Below are 16,962 nucleotides of genomic sequence, written 5' to 3'. Positions count from 1 at the left end.
GTTAACAAATCAGGGGTTATTGTCCTCCGCTGCACGTGCGTCAGCCATCAAGTGCGACACGTGGTTAATAATTATACAAAACAGACGGTTCGGAGTGGAGTTTCCCTTCTGAATACAGGCCTTCGTGGTTATACTTCTGCTTATAATTTTCTCTGAGAGCACGCATTGTGAATTTACTGACAGTCAGTACTGATCTCATCAGTATTTTTTTATTCACGACACTGTTCCTGTTTTTTGCACGGAAGGTCGCAAAAAAGGTCGGTTTAGTGGATAAACCCAACTTCCGTAAACGCCACCAGGGATTGATACCGTTGGTTGGGGGCATCTCAGTTTATGCGGGGATTTGTTTCACATTTAGCATTGTGAATGTCTATATCCCCCACGCTGCTCTCTATCTGGCTTGTGCCGGTGTCCTGGTCTTTATCGGTGCACTGGACGATCGCTTTGATATTAGCGTAAAAATACGTGCCACCATTCAGGCTGCTATCGGCGTAATTATGATGGCGGTGGGCAAGCTTTATCTCAGCAGCCTCGGTTATATCTTTGGCCCGTGGGAGATGGTGCTCGGCCCGTTTGGTTATTTCCTCACGCTCTTCGCCGTATGGGCCGCGATCAATGCCTTCAACATGGTGGATGGTATCGATGGCTTATTAGGCGGGCTCTCCAGCGTCTCATTTGCCGCAATGGGGCTTATTCTGTGGTTTGATGGACAGACCAGTCTGGCTATCTGGTGCTTTGCCATGATCGCCGCCATCCTGCCCTATATTCTCTTGAACCTCGGTGCGCTTGGCCGTCGCTATAAAGTGTTTATGGGTGACGCCGGCAGTACGCTGATTGGTTTTACCGTTATCTGGATCCTGCTTGAAACTACCCAGGGTAAAACGCACCCGATAAGCCCGGTTACCGCGCTATGGATCATCGCCATTCCGCTGATGGACATGGTGGCCATCATGTATCGTCGTCTGCGTAAAGGGATGAGCCCGTTCTCGCCAGACCGTCAGCATATTCATCATTTGATCATGCGTGCAGGGTTTACTTCACGTCAGGCGTTTGTCCTGATCACGCTAGCCGCCGCAATACTGGCCTCGATTGGCGTGCTGGCGGAATATTCTCATTTTGTCCCGGAATGGGTCATGCTGGTGCTCTTTTTGCTAGCATTCTTCCTCTACGGTTACTGCATTAAACGTGCCTGGAAGGTGGCGAGGTTCATTAAGCGCATGAAGCGCAGATTACGAAGAAACCGTGATAACAATCCAAAATTAACCAAGTAAATGAGGGTGCGATGACTCAACCATTACCGGGGGCACACGTTGTGAGCGCTGAAAATGAACTGGATATTCGTGGGTTGTTTCGTACCTTATGGGCCGGGAAGGTGTGGATTGTCGGTATCGCGCTGTTATTCGCGCTGATCGCGCTGGCGTATACTTTTTTTGCTCGTCAGGAGTGGAGCGCGACCGCGATCTCCGATCGCCCCACGGTGAATATGCTGGGGGGTTACTATTCCCAACAGCAGTTTTTGCGGAATCTGGATGCGAAAGCGGACAACGCGTCAGGTGATCAACCTTCGGTCATGGACGAAGCCTATAAAGAGTTTGTGATGCAACTGGCCTCCTGGGATACGCGTCGCGACTTCTGGCTGCAAACTGACTATTACAAGCAGCGGATGGTTGGCAACAGCAAGGCCGATGCCGCCATGCTGGATGAGATGATCAACAACATTCAGTTCACTCCCGGTGATTTTGCCCGTGCCATTAACGACAGCGTCAAGCTGATTGCCGAAACCGCACCTGATGCGAACAATCTGCTGCGTCAGTATGTGGCGTTCTCCAGCCAGCGTGCGGCAAGCCATCTCAATGAAGAACTGAAAGGCGCGTGGGCCGCGCGGACCGTGCAAATGAAGGCGCAGGTCAAACGTCAGGAAGAGGTGGCGAAAGCAATTTTCTCCCGCCGCGTGAGCAGTATTGAACAGGCGCTTAAAATCGCTGAACAGCACAATATCTCCCGCAGTGCGACCGATGTGCCAGCGGATGAATTACCGGATTCGGAGCTGTTTCTGCTCGGACGTCCCATGCTCCAGGCACGCCTTGAAAATTTACAGGCGGTCGGCCCCTCTTTCGATCTGGACTACTTCCAGAATCGAGCCATGCTAAATACATTGAATGTGGGCCCCACGCTGGACCCGCGTTTTCAGACCTATCGCTATTTGCGTACACCGGAAGAACCGGTAAAACGCGATAGCCCGCGCCGTGCCTTCCTGATGGTGATGTGGGGCATCGTGGGGGGGCTTATCGGCGCAGGTGTTGCGTTAACCCGCCGCCGCACGATTTAGCACGACTGCCGCAGTGAGGGGCTGGGCCCTCACTGACTATTCGAAGAGAATCGATGTGAAAGTACTGACTGTATTTGGCACGCGACCGGAAGCCATAAAAATGGCACCTCTGGTGCATGCGCTGGCAAAGGATCCTGATTTCGACGCAAAAGTCTGCGTCACCGCGCAGCACCGGGAGATGCTCGATCAGGTATTGAATCTCTTTTCTATTGTTCCTGATTACGATCTCAATATTATGCAACCGGGTCAGGGATTGACAGAGATAACCTGTCGGATACTGGAAGGGTTGAAGCCTATCCTCGCTGACTTCAAGCCAGATGTGGTACTGGTACACGGAGATACCACCACCACGATTGCGACCAGTCTGGCCGCGTTTTATCAACGTATACCGGTCGGCCATGTCGAGGCCGGGTTACGCACTGGCGATCTCTATTCCCCGTGGCCGGAAGAGGCAAACCGTACGCTGACCGGGCATCTGGCGATGTATCACTTTGCGCCGACGGAGAACTCGCGGCAAAACCTGTTGCGCGAGAATATTGCCGACAGCCGCATCTTTGTCACCGGCAATACGGTGATCGATGCGCTGATCTGGGTGCGCGACCGCGTTCTGGCTAGTGATACGTTGCGTTCAGAACTGGCCGAGCAGTATCCGTTCCTCAGTTCGGATAAAAAACTGATCCTGGTGACCGGTCATCGTCGCGAAAGTTTTGGCCGTGGATTTGAGCAGATTTGCCATGCGCTGGCGGAGATTGCGGCCGCCAATCAGGATGTGCAGATTGTCTATCCAGTGCACCTGAACCCGAACGTCAGCGAGCCGGTCAACCGCATTCTCGGTCATGTTGAAAACGTGACGCTGATTGAACCGCAGGACTATCTGCCCTTTGTCTGGCTGATGAATCACGCCTGGCTGATTCTGACGGACTCCGGCGGGATTCAGGAAGAGGCGCCGTCACTGGGCAAACCGGTGCTGGTGATGCGTGAAACAACCGAACGACCCGAGGCCATTACCGCCGGGACCGTGCGTCTGGTGGGGACAGACCCACAGCGCATTGTTGAAGAAGTCACGCGTTTGCTGCATGACGAAAACGAATATCAGGCTATGAGCCGCGCCCATAACCCTTACGGTGACGGGCAGGCCTGCGGCCGCATTTTACACGCATTAAAAAACAATCGGGTATCGCTATGAGTTTTTCTACCATTTCTGTTATTGGGCTGGGATATATCGGTTTGCCGACGGCGGCTGCCTTTGCTTCGCGCCAAAAGCAGGTGATTGGGGTGGACGTTAACCCGCATGCGGTGGAGACCATCAACCGCGGTGAAATCCATATTGTTGAGCCGGACCTCGATAACGTCGTGAAAACGGCGGTGGAAGGCGGTTTTCTGCGCGCCACCACGACCCCTGTCGATGCCGATGCGTATCTGATTGCAGTACCGACGCCGTTTAAAGGTGAGCATGAGCCGGATATGACCTATGTCGAAGCGGCGGCGAAATCCGTTGCGCCAGTGCTGAAAAAGGGCGCGCTGGTAATCCTCGAGTCGACCTCTCCGGTTGGCGCGACCGAACAGATGGCGGCGTGGCTGGCCGAAATGCGTCCGGATCTCACTTTCCCGCAGCAGGCGGGCGAGCAGGCGGATGTGAATATCGCCTATTGTCCTGAGCGCGTTCTGCCGGGTCAGGTGATGGTTGAACTGATCAAGAATGACCGGGTCATCGGCGGCATGACGCCGGTGTGCTCGGCGCGTGCCAGCGAGCTGTACAAAATATTTCTTGAAGGCGAGTGCGTGGTGACCAATTCCCGTACGGCCGAAATGTGCAAGCTGACGGAAAACAGCTTCCGCGACGTCAATATCGCCTTTGCGAACGAACTGTCGCTGATTTGCGCCGAGCAGGGGATTAACGTCTGGGAACTGATCCGCCTGGCGAACCGTCATCCACGCGTCAACATTCTCCAGCCGGGACCGGGTGTGGGCGGGCACTGTATTGCTGTCGACCCGTGGTTCATCGTGGCGCAGAATCCGTTGCAGTCGCGTCTGATCCGTACCGCGCGTGAAGTAAACGACGGTAAACCACACTGGGTCGTCGATCAGGTCAAAGCCGCCGTTGCGGACTGCCTGGCGGCGACGAATAAGCGCGCCAGCGAGGTGAAAATCGCCTGCTTTGGCCTCGCATTCAAACCCAATATCGACGATTTGCGTGAAAGCCCGGCAATGGGGATCGCAAAAAGTATCGCCCAGTGGCACAGCGGTGAAACGCTGGTGGTGGAACCGAATATTCACCAGTTGCCGAAAAAGCTGGACGGTCTTTGTACTCTTGCCGCCCTGAACGACGCGCTGGCGACGGCCGACGTGCTGGTGATGCTGGTCGATCATAGCCAGTTTAAAGCCATTCAGGGCGATGCTGTGCAGCAGCAGTACGTCGTGGATACCAAAGGAGTGTGGCGTTAATGAAACGGATTCTGGTGACGGGTGGCGCAGGTTTCATCGGCTCAGCGGTGGTACGGCATATCATTAATGAGACGGCAGATGCGGTGGTGGTGGTGGATAAACTCACCTACGCCGGCAATCTGATGTCGCTGGCTCAGGTTGCGCAGAACGATCGCTTTGCTTTCGAGAAAGTGGATATTTGCGATCGCGCCTCGCTGGATCGGGTTTTTCAACAATATCAGCCAGACTGCGTGATGCACCTGGCCGCCGAAAGCCATGTCGATCGTTCCATCGACGGACCGGCGGCGTTTATCGAAACCAACATTGTTGGCACCTACACGCTGCTGGAAGCGGCGCGGGCGTACTGGAGTGAACGGGCTGACGAGAAGAAATCGGCGTTTCGCTTCCACCATATCTCGACGGACGAGGTGTATGGCGATCTGCACTCGACGGATGATTTCTTTACTGAGACGACGCCCTACGCCCCTAGCAGCCCCTATTCCGCGTCGAAAGCCAGCAGCGATCACCTGGTGCGCGCCTGGTTGCGCACTTACGGTCTTCCAACCCTTATCACCAACTGCTCTAACAACTATGGCCCTTACCACTTCCCGGAAAAACTGATCCCGCTGATGATTCTTAATGCGCTGGCGGGCAAACCGCTGCCGGTGTATGGCAACGGACAGCAGGTCCGCGACTGGCTGTATGTGGACGATCACGCGAGAGCGCTGTACTGCGTGGCGACCACCGGAGAAGTCGGTGAAACGTATAACATCGGCGGTCATAACGAGCGTAAGAATCTGGACGTGGTTGAGACGATTTGCGAGCTGCTGGAAACGCTGGCGCCGAACAAACCACAGGGTATCGCACATTACCGCGACCTGATTACCTTTGTGGACGATCGTCCTGGTCACGACTTACGTTACGCCATTGATGCGTCAAAAATCGCCCGTGAGCTTGGCTGGACGCCGCAGGAAACCTTTGAAAGCGGCATGCGTAAAACCGTGCAGTGGTATCTGGCGAATGAGGCCTGGTGGAAGCCCGTACAAGACGGCAGTTATCAGGGGCAACGTTTAGGTCTGAAGGGCTAATTTCCCGGAGGAGGAAGGCATGAAAGGTATCATTCTGGCGGGCGGCTCTGGCACCCGTTTGCATCCTATCACGCGTGGCGTGTCGAAACAGCTGCTCCCCATTTACGATAAGCCGATGATTTATTACCCGTTATCGGTGCTCATGCTGGCCGGCATTCGTGAGATCCTGATTATCACCACGCCGGAAGACAAAGGATATTTTCAGCGTCTGTTAGGCGACGGTTCTGAATTTGGCATTCATTTGCAGTATGCCGAACAACCGAGTCCGGATGGCCTGGCGCAAGCGTTTATCATCGGTGAGACGTTCCTGAACGGCGAACCTTCCTGCCTGGTGTTAGGCGACAATATTTTCTTCGGTCAGGGGTTCAGTCCTAAATTGCGCCATGTCGCCGCGCGTACCGAAGGGGCGACCGTGTTTGGCTATCAGGTGATGGATCCAGAACGGTTTGGCGTGGTGGAGTTTGATGACAATTTCCGCGCCATCTCGTTAGAAGAGAAACCGAAGCAGCCAAAATCTAACTGGGCGGTGACCGGGTTCTATTTCTACGACAGCAAGGTGGTGGAGTACGCAAAGCGCGTGAAACCATCTGAACGCGGCGAACTGGAGATCACCTCTATCAATCAGATGTACCTTGACGCAGGCAATCTGACCGTTGAGCTGCTGGGCCGCGGTTTTGCCTGGCTCGATACGGGAACGCATGACAGCCTGATTGAGGCGAGCACCTTTGTGCAGACGGTTGAAAAGCGTCAGGGATTCAAAATTGCCTGTCTGGAAGAGATTGCCTGGCGCAATGGCTGGCTGGATGATGACGGCGTGAAACGTGCCGCCAGCGCTCTGGCGAAAACAGGTTATGGCCAATATTTACTGGAGCTGCTTCGTGCACGTCCACGCCAGTATTGAGCCGCTGGGCTGGGAAAACCGCTTCTTTGGCATCAACAGCGCCATTGTCCGGCTGGATCCGGCGGCGCCGTTATTGACCGCAGAAGCCTTACAGCCCTGGTCGCGGGTGCAGGCCAAAATCCCGGCGGCCAATACCCGCGAGCTGGATGCTCTGCAACAACTGGGTTTCGCGCTGGTGGAAGGGGAAGTCGATTTTGTTCTTCCTGTCGGGAAAAACAACGGTCAAACTGGCGCAGAAATTGCACAACTGACGGACATTCCGGCCTTGCGCCAGCTCGCTGCGGCGGCCTTTGCGCAAAGCCGCTTTCGCACGCCGTGGTATGCGCCTGACGCCAGCGCTCGCTTTTATGCGCAGTGGATTGAAAACGCGGTGCACGGCACGTTTGATCATCAGTGTCTGGTTCTTCGCACCTCAAATGGGGATATTCGCGGCTATGTCTCGCTGCGTGAACTGGATGACCGCGAGGCGCGAATCGGCTTGCTCGCCGGGCGTGGCGTTGGGGCAGAGCTGATGCAGGCGGCGCTGGGATGGGCGCAGGCGCGCGGCAAAACAACATTGCGGGTGGCGACCCAGATGGGCAACACCGCCGCGCTTAAACGTTATATACAAAGCGGTGCGAATGTAGAAAGCACCGCGTACTGGTTATACAGGTGACAACATGATTCCGTTTAACGCACCGCCGGTGGTGGGTACCGAACTTGAGTATATGCAGTCTGCAATGGGCAGCGGCAAACTGTGTGGCGATGGGGGCTTTACTCGTCGTTGTCAGCAGTGGCTTGAGCAGCGTTTTGGCAGTGCGAAGGTACTGCTGACGCCTTCCTGTACCGCCTCACTGGAGATGGCGGCACTGCTGCTGGATATCCAGCCGGGTGATGAAGTGATCATGCCGAGTTACACCTTCGTGTCGACCGCGAATGCCTTTGTGCTGCGCGGCGCTAAAATCATCTTTGTGGATATCCGTCCGGATACCATGAACATTGACGAAACGCGCATTGAAGCGGCGATCACCGAAAAAACGCGGGCGATTGTGCCGGTGCATTATGCGGGTGTGGCCTGTGAGATGGACACCATCATGGCGCTGGCGGATAAGTACAACCTGTTTGTGGTAGAAGACGCCGCGCAGGGGGTGATGTCGACTTACAAAGGCCGGGCGCTGGGAACGATCGGCCACATCGGCTGCTTTAGTTTCCATGAAACCAAAAACTACACCGCCGGTGGCGAAGGCGGCGCAACGCTGATTAACGATCGCAGCCTTATTGAGCGAGCCGAAATCATTCGTGAAAAAGGGACTAACCGCAGCCAGTTCTTCCGTGGTCAGGTCGACAAATATACCTGGCGTGATATTGGTTCCAGCTATTTGATGTCCGATCTACAGGCCGCTTATCTCTGGGCACAGTTGGAAGCGGCGGACCGCATTAATCAGCAGCGTCTGGCGCTGTGGCAGACCTACTACGATGCCCTCGCACCGCTGGCGCGTGCGGGCAGAATTGAATTGCCATCCATTCCGGATGACTGCAAACAGAACGCCCATATGTTTTATATCAAGCTGCGCGACATTGACGATCGTAGCGCGCTGATTAACTTCCTGAAAGAAGCCGAGATTATGGCGGTGTTCCACTACATTCCGCTGCATGACTGCCCGGCTGGCGACAAGTTTGGTGAATTCTCCGGCGAGGACCGCTACACCACCAAAGAGAGCGAACGTCTGCTGCGCCTGCCGCTGTTCTATAACCTGTCGGCAGTGAATCAGCGCACGGTGATTACGACATTGCTGAACTATTTCGCCTGATATGTCGCTTGCGAAAGCGTCCTTGTGGACGGCGGCCAGCACGCTGGTCAAAATTGGCGCGGGGTTACTGGTCGTTAAGCTGCTGGCGGTGTCATTCGGCCCGGCGGGTGTCGGGCAAGCGGGAAATTTCCGTCAGATGGTCACCGTGCTTGGCGTCCTGGCGGGGGCCGGCATTTTCAACGGCGTCACCAAATACGTTGCGCAGTCTCACGATAACCCCGAACAATTGCGGCAGGTGGTCGGGACATCCTCGGCGATGGTGCTGGGTTTTTCGACGCTGCTGGCGCTGGTGTTTCTGCTTGCGGCGGCACCGATTAGCCAGGGACTGTTTGGTCATACGCAGTATCAGGGGTTAGTACGCTTAGTGGCGCTGGTGCAGATGGGGATTGCCTGGGCCAACCTGCTGCTGGCGTTAATGAAAGGATTTCGTGATGCGGCCGGGAATGCGCTGTCACTGATTGTCGGCAGCCTGGTGGGCGTTGTCGCCTATTATGGCTGTTACCGGCTGGGCGGCTATGAAGGTGCGCTCCTCGGCCTGGCGCTGGTGCCCGCATTGGTGGTGATCCCGGCGGCAGCCATGCTGCTGAAACGCGGAATGATCCCCCTGCGCTATCTCAAGCCATCCTGGGATAACGGGCTGGCGGGCCAGCTCAGCAAGTTTACCCTGATGGCGCTGATCACCTCCGTCACGCTGCCAGTGGCGTATGTGATGATGCGAAACCTGCTGGCGGCGCACTACAGTTGGGATGACGTCGGGATCTGGCAAGGGGTGAGCAGTATCTCGGATGCTTACCTACAATTTATTACCGCGTCGTTTAGCGTTTACCTGTTGCCGACGCTGTCGCGCCTTACCGAAAAGCGGGACATCACACGGGAAGTGGTGAAGTCGCTGAAGTTTGTTCTGCCTGCGGTGGCCGCTGCGAGCTTCTCCGTCTGGCTGCTGCGTGACTTTGCTATCTGGCTGCTGTTCTCTGAGAAATTCACCGCCATGCGCGATCTGTTTGCCTGGCAGTTGGTTGGAGATGTGCTGAAAGTTGGGGCATATGTCTTCGGTTACCTGGTGATCGCCAAAGCGTCACTGCGGTTTTATATTCTGGCGGAAATCAGCCAGTTCATTTTATTGACGGCATTTGCGCACTGGCTGATCCCGGCACATGGCGCGCTGGGTGCGGCACAGGCCTATATGGCAACGTATGTCGTCTATTTTTCTTTATGTTGTTGTGTATTTTTACTCTGGCGTAGGCGGGCATGACTGTACTGATTCACGTACTGGGATCGGATATCCCTCACCATAATCAAACCGTGCTGCGGTTTTTCAACGATACGCTGGCATCGACCAGTGAGCATGCCTGTGTCTTTATGGTCGCCGGTCAGGATGCCGGGTTGACGGAAAGTTGCCCGGCGCTCTCCATCCGTTTCTACAGCGGTAAAAAATCGCTGGCGCAAGCGGTGATAGCGCAAGCTAAAGCGAACAGACAGCAGCGTTTCTTCTTCCACGGTCAGTTTAATATGGCGCTGTGGCTGGCGTTACTGAGCGGTGGAATTAAGCCCAGTCAGTTTTACTGGCACATCTGGGGCGCGGATCTGTATGAAGTCTCCAGCGGACTGAAATTCAAACTGTTTTATCCGCTTCGCCGTCTGGCGCAAAGCCGTGTTGGGGGCGTTTTTGCCACCCGTGGCGATCTGAACTATTTCGCCCAACAGCATCCGCGCGTGCCGGGAGAACTGCTCTATTTCCCGACGCGAATGGATCCCGCGCTCAACAATATGGTGAACGATCGCCAACGCAGCGGAAAAATGACCATTCTGGTGGGCAACTCAGGCGATCGCAGCAACGAACATATCGCCGCGCTGCGGGCGGTGCATCAGCAGTTTGGCGACACCGTAAATGTGGTTGTCCCGATGGGCTATCCGGCGAATAACGAGGCGTATATCGCGGACGTTCGTCAGGCGGGGCTAAGACTGTTCAGTGCAGATAACCTGCAGATCCTCAGCGACAAGCTGGCGTTCGACGACTATCTGGTGCTGCTTCGTCAGTGCGATCTCGGGTACTTTATTTTTGCCCGTCAGCAGGGAATTGGCACCTTGTGTTTGCTGATTCAGGCAGGCGTGCCCTGCGTGCTGAACCGCGAAAATCCCTTCTGGCAGGACATGGTGGAACAGCATCTTCCGGTGCTGTTTACGACCGATGAACTTAACGAACAGGTGGTGCGCGAGGCTCAGCGCCAGCTGGCGTCAGTGGATAAAAATACCATTACCTTCTTTAGCCCGAACTATTTGCAGCCCTGGCATCACGCGTTGCAGGTTGCCGCAGGGGAGGCGCTATGAGTCTGATGCAGTTCAGCGGCCTGTTTGTCGTCTGGCTCCTCTCCACGTTGTTTATCGCCACGCTAACCTGGTTTGAGTTTCGCCGCGTGCGCTTCAACTTCAACGTTTTCTTCTCGCTGCTGTTTTTGCTGACCTTCTTTTTTGGCTTTCCGCTGACCAGCGTGCTGGCGTTCCGCTTTGACGTCGCCATCGCACCGCCGGAAATCCTGCTACAGGCGCTGCTTTCCGCTGCCTGTTTCTACGCGATCTACTATGTGACCTATAAGACCCGCTTACGCAAACGGATTGCGGACGCGCCGCGCAAACCGCTGTTCACGATGAATCGGGTGGAAACCCATCTCACCTGGATGATTCTGATGGGGATTGCGCTGATCAGCGTGGGCATCTTCTTCATGCACAACGGCTTTTTACTGTTCCGCCTGCAATCGTATAGCCAGATTTTTTCCAGTGAAGTTTCCGGCGTGGCGTTAAAACGCTTCTTTTACTTTTTCATCCCGGCCATGCTGGTGGTCTATTTCCTGCGCCAGGACAGCAAAGCGTGGCTGTTCTTCCTAGTCAGCACCGTCGCATTTGGCCTGCTGACGTATATGATTGTCGGCGGCACTCGCGCCAATATCATCATTGCCTTCGCCATCTTCCTGTTCATCGGTATTATTCGCGGCTGGATCTCGCTGTGGATGCTGGCGGCAGCAGGCGTGCTGGGGATTGTCGGGATGTTCTGGCTGGCATTGAAGCGCTACGGGCTGAACGTCAGCGGTGACGAGGCGTTCTATACGTTTCTCTATCTCACTCGTGACACGTTTTCTCCGTGGGAGAACCTGGCGCTGCTGCTGCAAAATTACGACAAAATCGACTTTCAGGGGCTGGCGCCAATTGCCCGTGATTTCTACGTCTTTATTCCTTCCTGGCTTTGGCCAGGGCGGCCGAGTGTGGTGCTGAATACGGCGAACTACTTTACGTGGGAAGTGCTGAACAACCATTCCGGTCTGGCGATTTCTCCAACGCTGATTGGTTCGCTGGTGGTGATGGGCGGCGCGCTGTTTATCCCGCTGGGCGCGGTTGTGGTAGGGCTTATCATCAAATGGTTCGACTGGCTGTACGAGCTGGGTAATCGTGAGGTCAACCGCTACAAGGCCGCGATTTTGCATAGTTTTTGCTTTGGCGCGATTTTCAATATGATCGTGCTGGCGCGAGAGGGACTGGACTCGTTTGTCTCTCGTGTTGTTTTTTTCCTGGTGGTTTTTGGTGCCTGTTTGCTGGTGGCAAAACTTCTGTTCTGGCTGTTTGACCAGGCCGGACTGATCCATAAACGTTGGCGAGCCCTGCCAGACAAACAGGTTGAAGGATAGCAATGACTGATAATACAACAGCACCAATTTACGATCTGCGCGGACTCCAGCTGATTGGCTGGCGTGATATGCACCATGCGCTGGATTATCTCTATGCTGGCGGCCAGCTTAAACAAGGTACGCTGGTGGCGATTAACGCAGAAAAGGTCCTGATGGCGGAAGATAACCCAGAAGTCCGTACCCTGATTGAGGCAGCAGAGTATAAATATGCCGACGGGATCAGCGTCGTGCGCTCGGTACGCAAAAAATTTCCGCATGCCCAGGTTTCTCGCGTAGCGGGTGCCGATCTCTGGGAAGCGTTGATGGCCCGCGCGGGAGAGGAAGGCACGCCGGTATTCCTTGTGGGCGGAAAGCCGGAAGTGCTGGCACAAACGCAAGCGAAACTGCGCGCCCAGTGGAATGTGAACATTGTCGGCAGCCAGGACGGTTATTTTACGCCGGAGCAGCGTCCTGCGCTATTTGAGCAAATCCACGCCAGTGGGGCGAAAATCGTCACCGTGGCGATGGGATCGCCGAAACAGGAAATCTTTATGCGCGATTGCCAGCAGGTGCATCCGCATGCGCTCTATATGGGCGTCGGCGGTACCTATGATGTTTTCACCGGTCATGTAAAACGCGCGCCGAAGGTGTGGCAAAATCTGGGGCTGGAGTGGCTGTATCGCTTGCTGTCGCAGCCGAGCCGCATTACCCGTCAACTCCGTTTACTGCGTTACCTGCGCTGGCACTACAGCGGTAATATCTAAAAACCCCTTCTTCATGCAGGTAGCGCATTCTGCTCCATGCGCTACCATGTTGCCTCATTTTTGCACTGTTTTTACAAAAAAATGCAATTTTTTAATGCTTCGTTTGCCATTTCGCCAAATTTGCGAAAACATGCGCCCCCAGCGATGTACCCATAACAATAACCGGCAATGCCGGAAAGCATGTAAACACGACAAGAGGATTTATGGCAGAGAATAAACCGGAGCTGCAGCGTGGGCTGGAGGCTCGTCATATCGAATTGATTGCCCTCGGGGGCACCATTGGCGTCGGCCTGTTTATGGGGGCGGCAAGCACCCTGAAATGGGCAGGACCATCGGTACTGCTGGCATATATTGTCGCCGGCCTGTTCGTCTTTTTCATTATGCGTTCAATGGGCGAGATGCTGTTCCTGGAGCCGGTTGCCGGTTCTTTCGCCGTTTACGCTCACCGCTACATGAGCCCGTTCTTCGGTTATCTCACCGCATGGTCATACTGGTTTATGTGGATGGCGGTCGGTATTTCGGAGATCACCGCGATCGGCGTCTATGTCCAGTTCTGGTTTCCGGAAATGGCGCAATGGATACCGGCGCTAATTGCCGTTGGACTGGTGGCGCTGGCAAACCTGGCGGCCGTTCGTCTGTATGGCGAAATTGAGTTCTGGTTTGCGATGATCAAAGTCACCACCATCATCGTGATGATTGTGGTGGGTCTGGGCGTGATTTTCTTCGGCCTTGGCAACGGCGGGCAGCCGATTGGCTTTGGTAACCTGACCGGGCACGGCGGTTTCTTTGCCGGTGGCTGGAAAGGCTTCCTCACCGCGTTGTGTATTGTGGTCGCCTCTTATCAGGGCGTGGAGCTGATCGGGATTACGGCGGGCGAAGCCAAAAACCCGCAGGTCACGCTGCGTAGCGCGGTAGGTAAAGTGCTGTGGCGTATTCTGATCTTCTACGTGGGAGCGATTTTCGTGATCGTCACTATCTTCCCGTGGAACGAAATTGGTAGCAACGGCAGTCCGTTCGTCCTGACCTTTGCCAAAATTGGTATCACTACCGCGGCGGCGATTATCAACTTTGTCGTGCTGACCGCCGCGCTGTCTGGCTGTAACAGCGGAATGTACAGTTGTGGGCGTATGCTTTACGCGCTGGCGAAGAATCGTCAACTGCCGGCGGCGATGGGGAAAGTTTCCCGTCACGGCGTTCCGGTGGCGGGCGTGGCGTTGTCGATTGCGATTCTGCTGGTCGGTTCGTGCCTGAACTACATCATTCCTAATCCGCAGCGCGTCTTCGTCTATGTTTATAGTGCAAGCGTGCTGCCGGGGATGGTGCCGTGGTTTGTGATCCTGATTAGCCAGTTGCGTTTTCGTCGGGCGCATAAAGCGGCGATGGCCAGCCATCCGTTCCGTTCAATTCTGTTCCCGTGGGCAAACTATTTGACGATGGCTTTCCTGGTTTGCGTACTGATAGGCATGTACTTTAATGAAGATACCCGTATGTCGCTGTTTGTCGGCATCATCTTCCTGCTCTCCGTGACGGCTGTTTACAAGGTTTTTGGCCTCAACCGTCAGGGTATCGCCCAGAAAACGGGGGAATAAGCGACAAAACGCGCAAAGCGTAACCAAACGCGCATTTTATTTAAAAAGGCACTAGACAGCGGGGTGTGAAGTCCGTATTATCCACCCCCGCAACGGCGCTAAGCGCCCGTAGCTCAGCTGGATAGAGCGCTGCCCTCCGGAGGCAGAGGTCTCAGGTTCGAATCCTGTCGGGCGCACCATTTACCCGGTGCTGGAGCTGCGGTGGTTTTGATACCGCGTAACAAAGATTTGTAGTGGTGGCTATAGCTCAGTTGGTAGAGCCCTGGATTGTGATTCCAGTTGTCGTGGGTTCGAATCCCATTAGCCACCCCATTATTAAAAGTTGTGAAATGCGAAGGTGGCGGAATTGGTAGACGCGCTAGCTTCAGGTGTTAGTGTCCTTACGGACGTGGGGGTTCAAGTCCCCCCCCTCGCACCACGACTTAACGAATTGAACTAAAAATTCAAAAAGCAGTACATCGGCGAGTAGCGCAGCTTGGTAGCGCAACTGGTTTGGGACCAGTGGGTCGGAGGTTCGAATCCTCTCTCGCCGACCAATTTTGAACCCCGCTTCGGCGGGGTTTTTCTTTTTCTACGCAACACTTTCTTCTTCTTTTCCCCCTGTTGCTTCCCTGAGACAACCCTGTTTGCCATTGTCGCCATTTGGTGACGATTAACCTTCTGAAATTTCAAGACTTTCGTATATCGGGCGAGATCTGTCTCTGCTGAGCGACAATGAGGTGTATTTCCGGCTGGCAGAAAAAGGCAAAATCGCCGACAACCCGCGCCAGTACAGGGATAGCGAATTATCTTAATCCCTATTTTTAGCGGTGCAATCCTGGCATGCAATGTGCAATAATAGTCGGGTAGATGCTCATTCCATCTCTTATGCTCGCCATAGTGCCTCATAAACTCAGGAATGATGCAGAGCCGTTTACGGTGCTTATCGTCCACAGACAGATGTCGCTTCGGCCTCATCAAACACCATGGACATAACGTTGAGTGAAGCACCCATTTATGTTGTCATAAAGACCTGTTTAACGCCTGCTCCAAAAGAGCGGGCGTTTTTTTATGCATATACGTCATCCTCCAGGCTGCCCCTTTGTTGGCTGCGCCTGCTCACCCCGGTCACTGACTTATGTAAGCTCCCGGGGATCCTCAGACTTGCCGCCTCGATGCATCCTGAATGATTTTGTGTATGCGATTAATGCCCGGAGCGCGAAGCGTCACCGGGCGTCAGGGCGTTATTGCGGGGGATTATTCTGCAACGTCAGCATCAGGCCGTCACGGCGCATGGTGGCCGCTTCTTCCGGTTGATGCAGGCGGTCGAGCGCGTCGGCAAGCCAGGCGTAATCGTACGCGTCCGGCCGCTGCTTCAGCGCGGCGCGGAAGGCAACGGTCGCTTCCTGCCATTCGCCGTGCTTCATCAGCGACTGACCCAGCGTACTCCACAGCAGCGGGCGATCGCCGACGGTCTTGATTTGCTGACGCAGGACTTTCTCCAGCTGTTCCGGATTATTGGTTTTCAGACGCGGAATTGGCAGCACGAGGCGATCGTCATACTGACGCTTCAGACCGTCGATAATGATTTGCTGCGCCATGTCGTGATCGTCGCATTCAATCAGATGCTCGGCCATGGCCACCTGCAGGGCGACCTGATGACGGGTTTTACGGCTCTGGTTTTTCCACCATTCGCGTAGACCATCGCTGCCCTGATCGGCGCGCGCCTGATCCATCAGACCAATCCACGCCTGCTGTTCCAGCATCGCACGATGCTCTTCATCACCGACGTTCGCTTTCGCCATTGACGGGATGATATCCAGCAGCGAGCTCCAGGCACCGGTGCGAATGTAGGCCTGTTCTGCCAGACGCAGTACTTCCGGATGGCGCGGCGTTACCTCCAGCAATTTATCCACGCCGTGGCGCGCGGCATGGTTCTCATTGCGCGCCAGTTGCAGGCGGACACGCGCGATCTCAACCGGGATCGTGTCGTTGCCCGCGAGTTCTGCCGCACGTTCCAGATGTTGGTTTGCGCGCGCTTCGTCACCACGCTGTTGCGCTGCTTCAGCGGCGAGCAGGTAGTTCACTACCGGCTGTTCAGCATGATCGGCATTTTTCGCCATCAGCTTCTCAACCTGCTGATAGTCTCCTTCCGCCAGTTTCAACAGCGCCTGTTCGGTCTGCTTGCGGGCACGACGACGTTTGCGACCCACAAACCAGCCGCGCGTATGTGCGCCAGTCCGGAAGAGGCGGCGCAGCAGCCATTCGATGGCAAACAGTACCACCATCGCAAGGATCAGGATGATGACCAGCCCAGTCACGCTGGTTTCAATATTGTACGTGTCGGTCTGGATCAGGACATAACCCTGGTGACCGGCAATCATCGGGCCGATCACGATACCCGCGATCAACAGCACAAAGAGCAATAATACTTTTAGCATC

The 16,962-nt window shown here is 55.0% G+C and carries 14 protein-coding genes and 4 tRNA genes; 17 read left to right on the top strand and 1 reads right to left on the bottom strand.

Annotated features, from left to right (window positions below):
* Positions 1–167: 167 nt before the first annotated feature.
* The 17 genes from wecA (at position 168) to AOY24_RS16580 (ending at position 15,077) form a co-directional block, all read left to right on the top strand.
* Positions 168–1,271: a UDP-N-acetylglucosamine--undecaprenyl-phosphate N-acetylglucosaminephosphotransferase gene (gene wecA / locus AOY24_RS16660; RefSeq protein ID WP_042998788.1), complete on the top strand. Its 1,104-nt coding sequence runs from the start codon at positions 168–170 to the stop codon at positions 1,269–1,271.
* 11 nt (positions 1,272–1,282) lie between these two features.
* Positions 1,283–2,329, top strand: a complete 1,047-nt coding sequence (wzzE, locus tag AOY24_RS16655) for an ECA polysaccharide chain length modulation protein (protein WP_042998789.1) — start codon at positions 1,283–1,285, stop codon at positions 2,327–2,329.
* 55 nt (positions 2,330–2,384) lie between these two features.
* Positions 2,385–3,515 carry a non-hydrolyzing UDP-N-acetylglucosamine 2-epimerase gene (gene wecB, locus AOY24_RS16650; RefSeq protein WP_042998790.1) on the top strand — a complete coding sequence of 377 codons (1,131 nt, stop codon included), beginning with the start codon at positions 2,385–2,387 and terminating at the stop codon, positions 3,513–3,515.
* Positions 3,512–4,774: a UDP-N-acetyl-D-mannosamine dehydrogenase gene (gene wecC / locus AOY24_RS16645; protein WP_044267324.1), complete on the top strand. Its 1,263-nt coding sequence runs from the start codon at positions 3,512–3,514 to the stop codon at positions 4,772–4,774. The genes wecB and wecC overlap by 4 nt, the downstream gene beginning before the upstream one ends.
* Positions 4,774–5,841: a dTDP-glucose 4,6-dehydratase gene (rffG, locus tag AOY24_RS16640; RefSeq protein WP_054177001.1), complete on the top strand. Its 1,068-nt coding sequence runs from the start codon at positions 4,774–4,776 to the stop codon at positions 5,839–5,841. The genes wecC and rffG overlap by 1 nt, the downstream gene beginning before the upstream one ends.
* Positions 5,842–5,860: 19 nt before the next feature.
* Positions 5,861–6,742: a glucose-1-phosphate thymidylyltransferase RfbA gene (rfbA, locus tag AOY24_RS16635; protein ID WP_054177000.1), complete on the top strand. Its 882-nt coding sequence runs from the start codon at positions 5,861–5,863 to the stop codon at positions 6,740–6,742.
* Positions 6,720–7,397 (top strand): dTDP-4-amino-4,6-dideoxy-D-galactose acyltransferase, encoded by a 678-nt coding sequence (gene rffC / locus AOY24_RS16630; protein ID WP_042998794.1) that lies wholly within the window; start codon positions 6,720–6,722, stop codon positions 7,395–7,397. The genes rfbA and rffC overlap by 23 nt, the downstream gene beginning before the upstream one ends.
* Before the next feature lie 4 nt (positions 7,398–7,401).
* Positions 7,402–8,532, top strand: a complete 1,131-nt coding sequence (rffA, locus tag AOY24_RS16625; protein ID WP_044258283.1) for a dTDP-4-amino-4,6-dideoxygalactose transaminase — start codon at positions 7,402–7,404, stop codon at positions 8,530–8,532.
* A gap of 1 nt (position 8,533) precedes the next feature.
* Positions 8,534–9,784, top strand: a complete 1,251-nt coding sequence (wzxE, locus tag AOY24_RS16620; protein WP_044267317.1) for a lipid III flippase WzxE — start codon at positions 8,534–8,536, stop codon at positions 9,782–9,784.
* Entirely contained in the window at positions 9,781–10,860 is a 1,080-nt protein-coding gene (locus tag AOY24_RS16615; RefSeq protein ID WP_054176999.1) for a TDP-N-acetylfucosamine:lipid II N-acetylfucosaminyltransferase, read from the top strand. Before wzxE ends, AOY24_RS16615 begins: the two co-directional genes overlap by 4 nt.
* Positions 10,857–12,209, top strand: coding sequence for an ECA oligosaccharide polymerase (gene wzyE / locus AOY24_RS16610; protein ID WP_054176998.1), 1,353 nt, complete (start codon positions 10,857–10,859; stop codon positions 12,207–12,209). The genes AOY24_RS16615 and wzyE overlap by 4 nt, the downstream gene beginning before the upstream one ends.
* A 2-nt stretch (positions 12,210–12,211) precedes the next feature.
* Positions 12,212–12,952 (top strand): lipopolysaccharide N-acetylmannosaminouronosyltransferase, encoded by a 741-nt coding sequence (gene wecG / locus AOY24_RS16605; protein WP_054176997.1) that lies wholly within the window; start codon positions 12,212–12,214, stop codon positions 12,950–12,952.
* 203 nt (positions 12,953–13,155) lie between these two features.
* Complete coding sequence (locus tag AOY24_RS16600) at positions 13,156–14,541, top strand: amino acid permease (protein WP_042998800.1); 1,386 nt, start codon at positions 13,156–13,158, stop codon at positions 14,539–14,541.
* A 102-nt stretch (positions 14,542–14,643) separates the two neighbouring features.
* Positions 14,644–14,720 (top strand) — tRNA-Arg (locus AOY24_RS16595).
* A 57-nt stretch (positions 14,721–14,777) separates the two neighbouring features.
* Positions 14,778–14,853 (top strand) — tRNA-His (locus AOY24_RS16590).
* 19 nt (positions 14,854–14,872) lie between these two features.
* Positions 14,873–14,959 (top strand) — tRNA-Leu (locus tag AOY24_RS16585).
* Between the two features lie 41 nt (positions 14,960–15,000).
* A tRNA-Pro gene (locus AOY24_RS16580) sits at positions 15,001–15,077 on the top strand.
* Between the two features lie 687 nt (positions 15,078–15,764).
* On the opposite strand, the gene hemY is transcribed toward AOY24_RS16580, so the two are convergent.
* Positions 15,765–16,961: a protoheme IX biogenesis protein HemY gene (gene hemY, locus AOY24_RS16575; protein ID WP_044258291.1), complete on the bottom strand. Its 1,197-nt coding sequence runs from the start codon at positions 16,959–16,961 to the stop codon at positions 15,765–15,767.
* Between the last annotated feature and the right edge of the window lies 1 nt (position 16,962).

Source organism: Citrobacter sp. CtB7.12 (genome assembly GCF_001297795.1).
Taxonomy (GTDB): domain Bacteria; phylum Pseudomonadota; class Gammaproteobacteria; order Enterobacterales; family Enterobacteriaceae; genus Citrobacter_A; species Citrobacter_A amalonaticus.
This window is presented reverse-complemented; position numbering and strand designations above follow the sequence as displayed.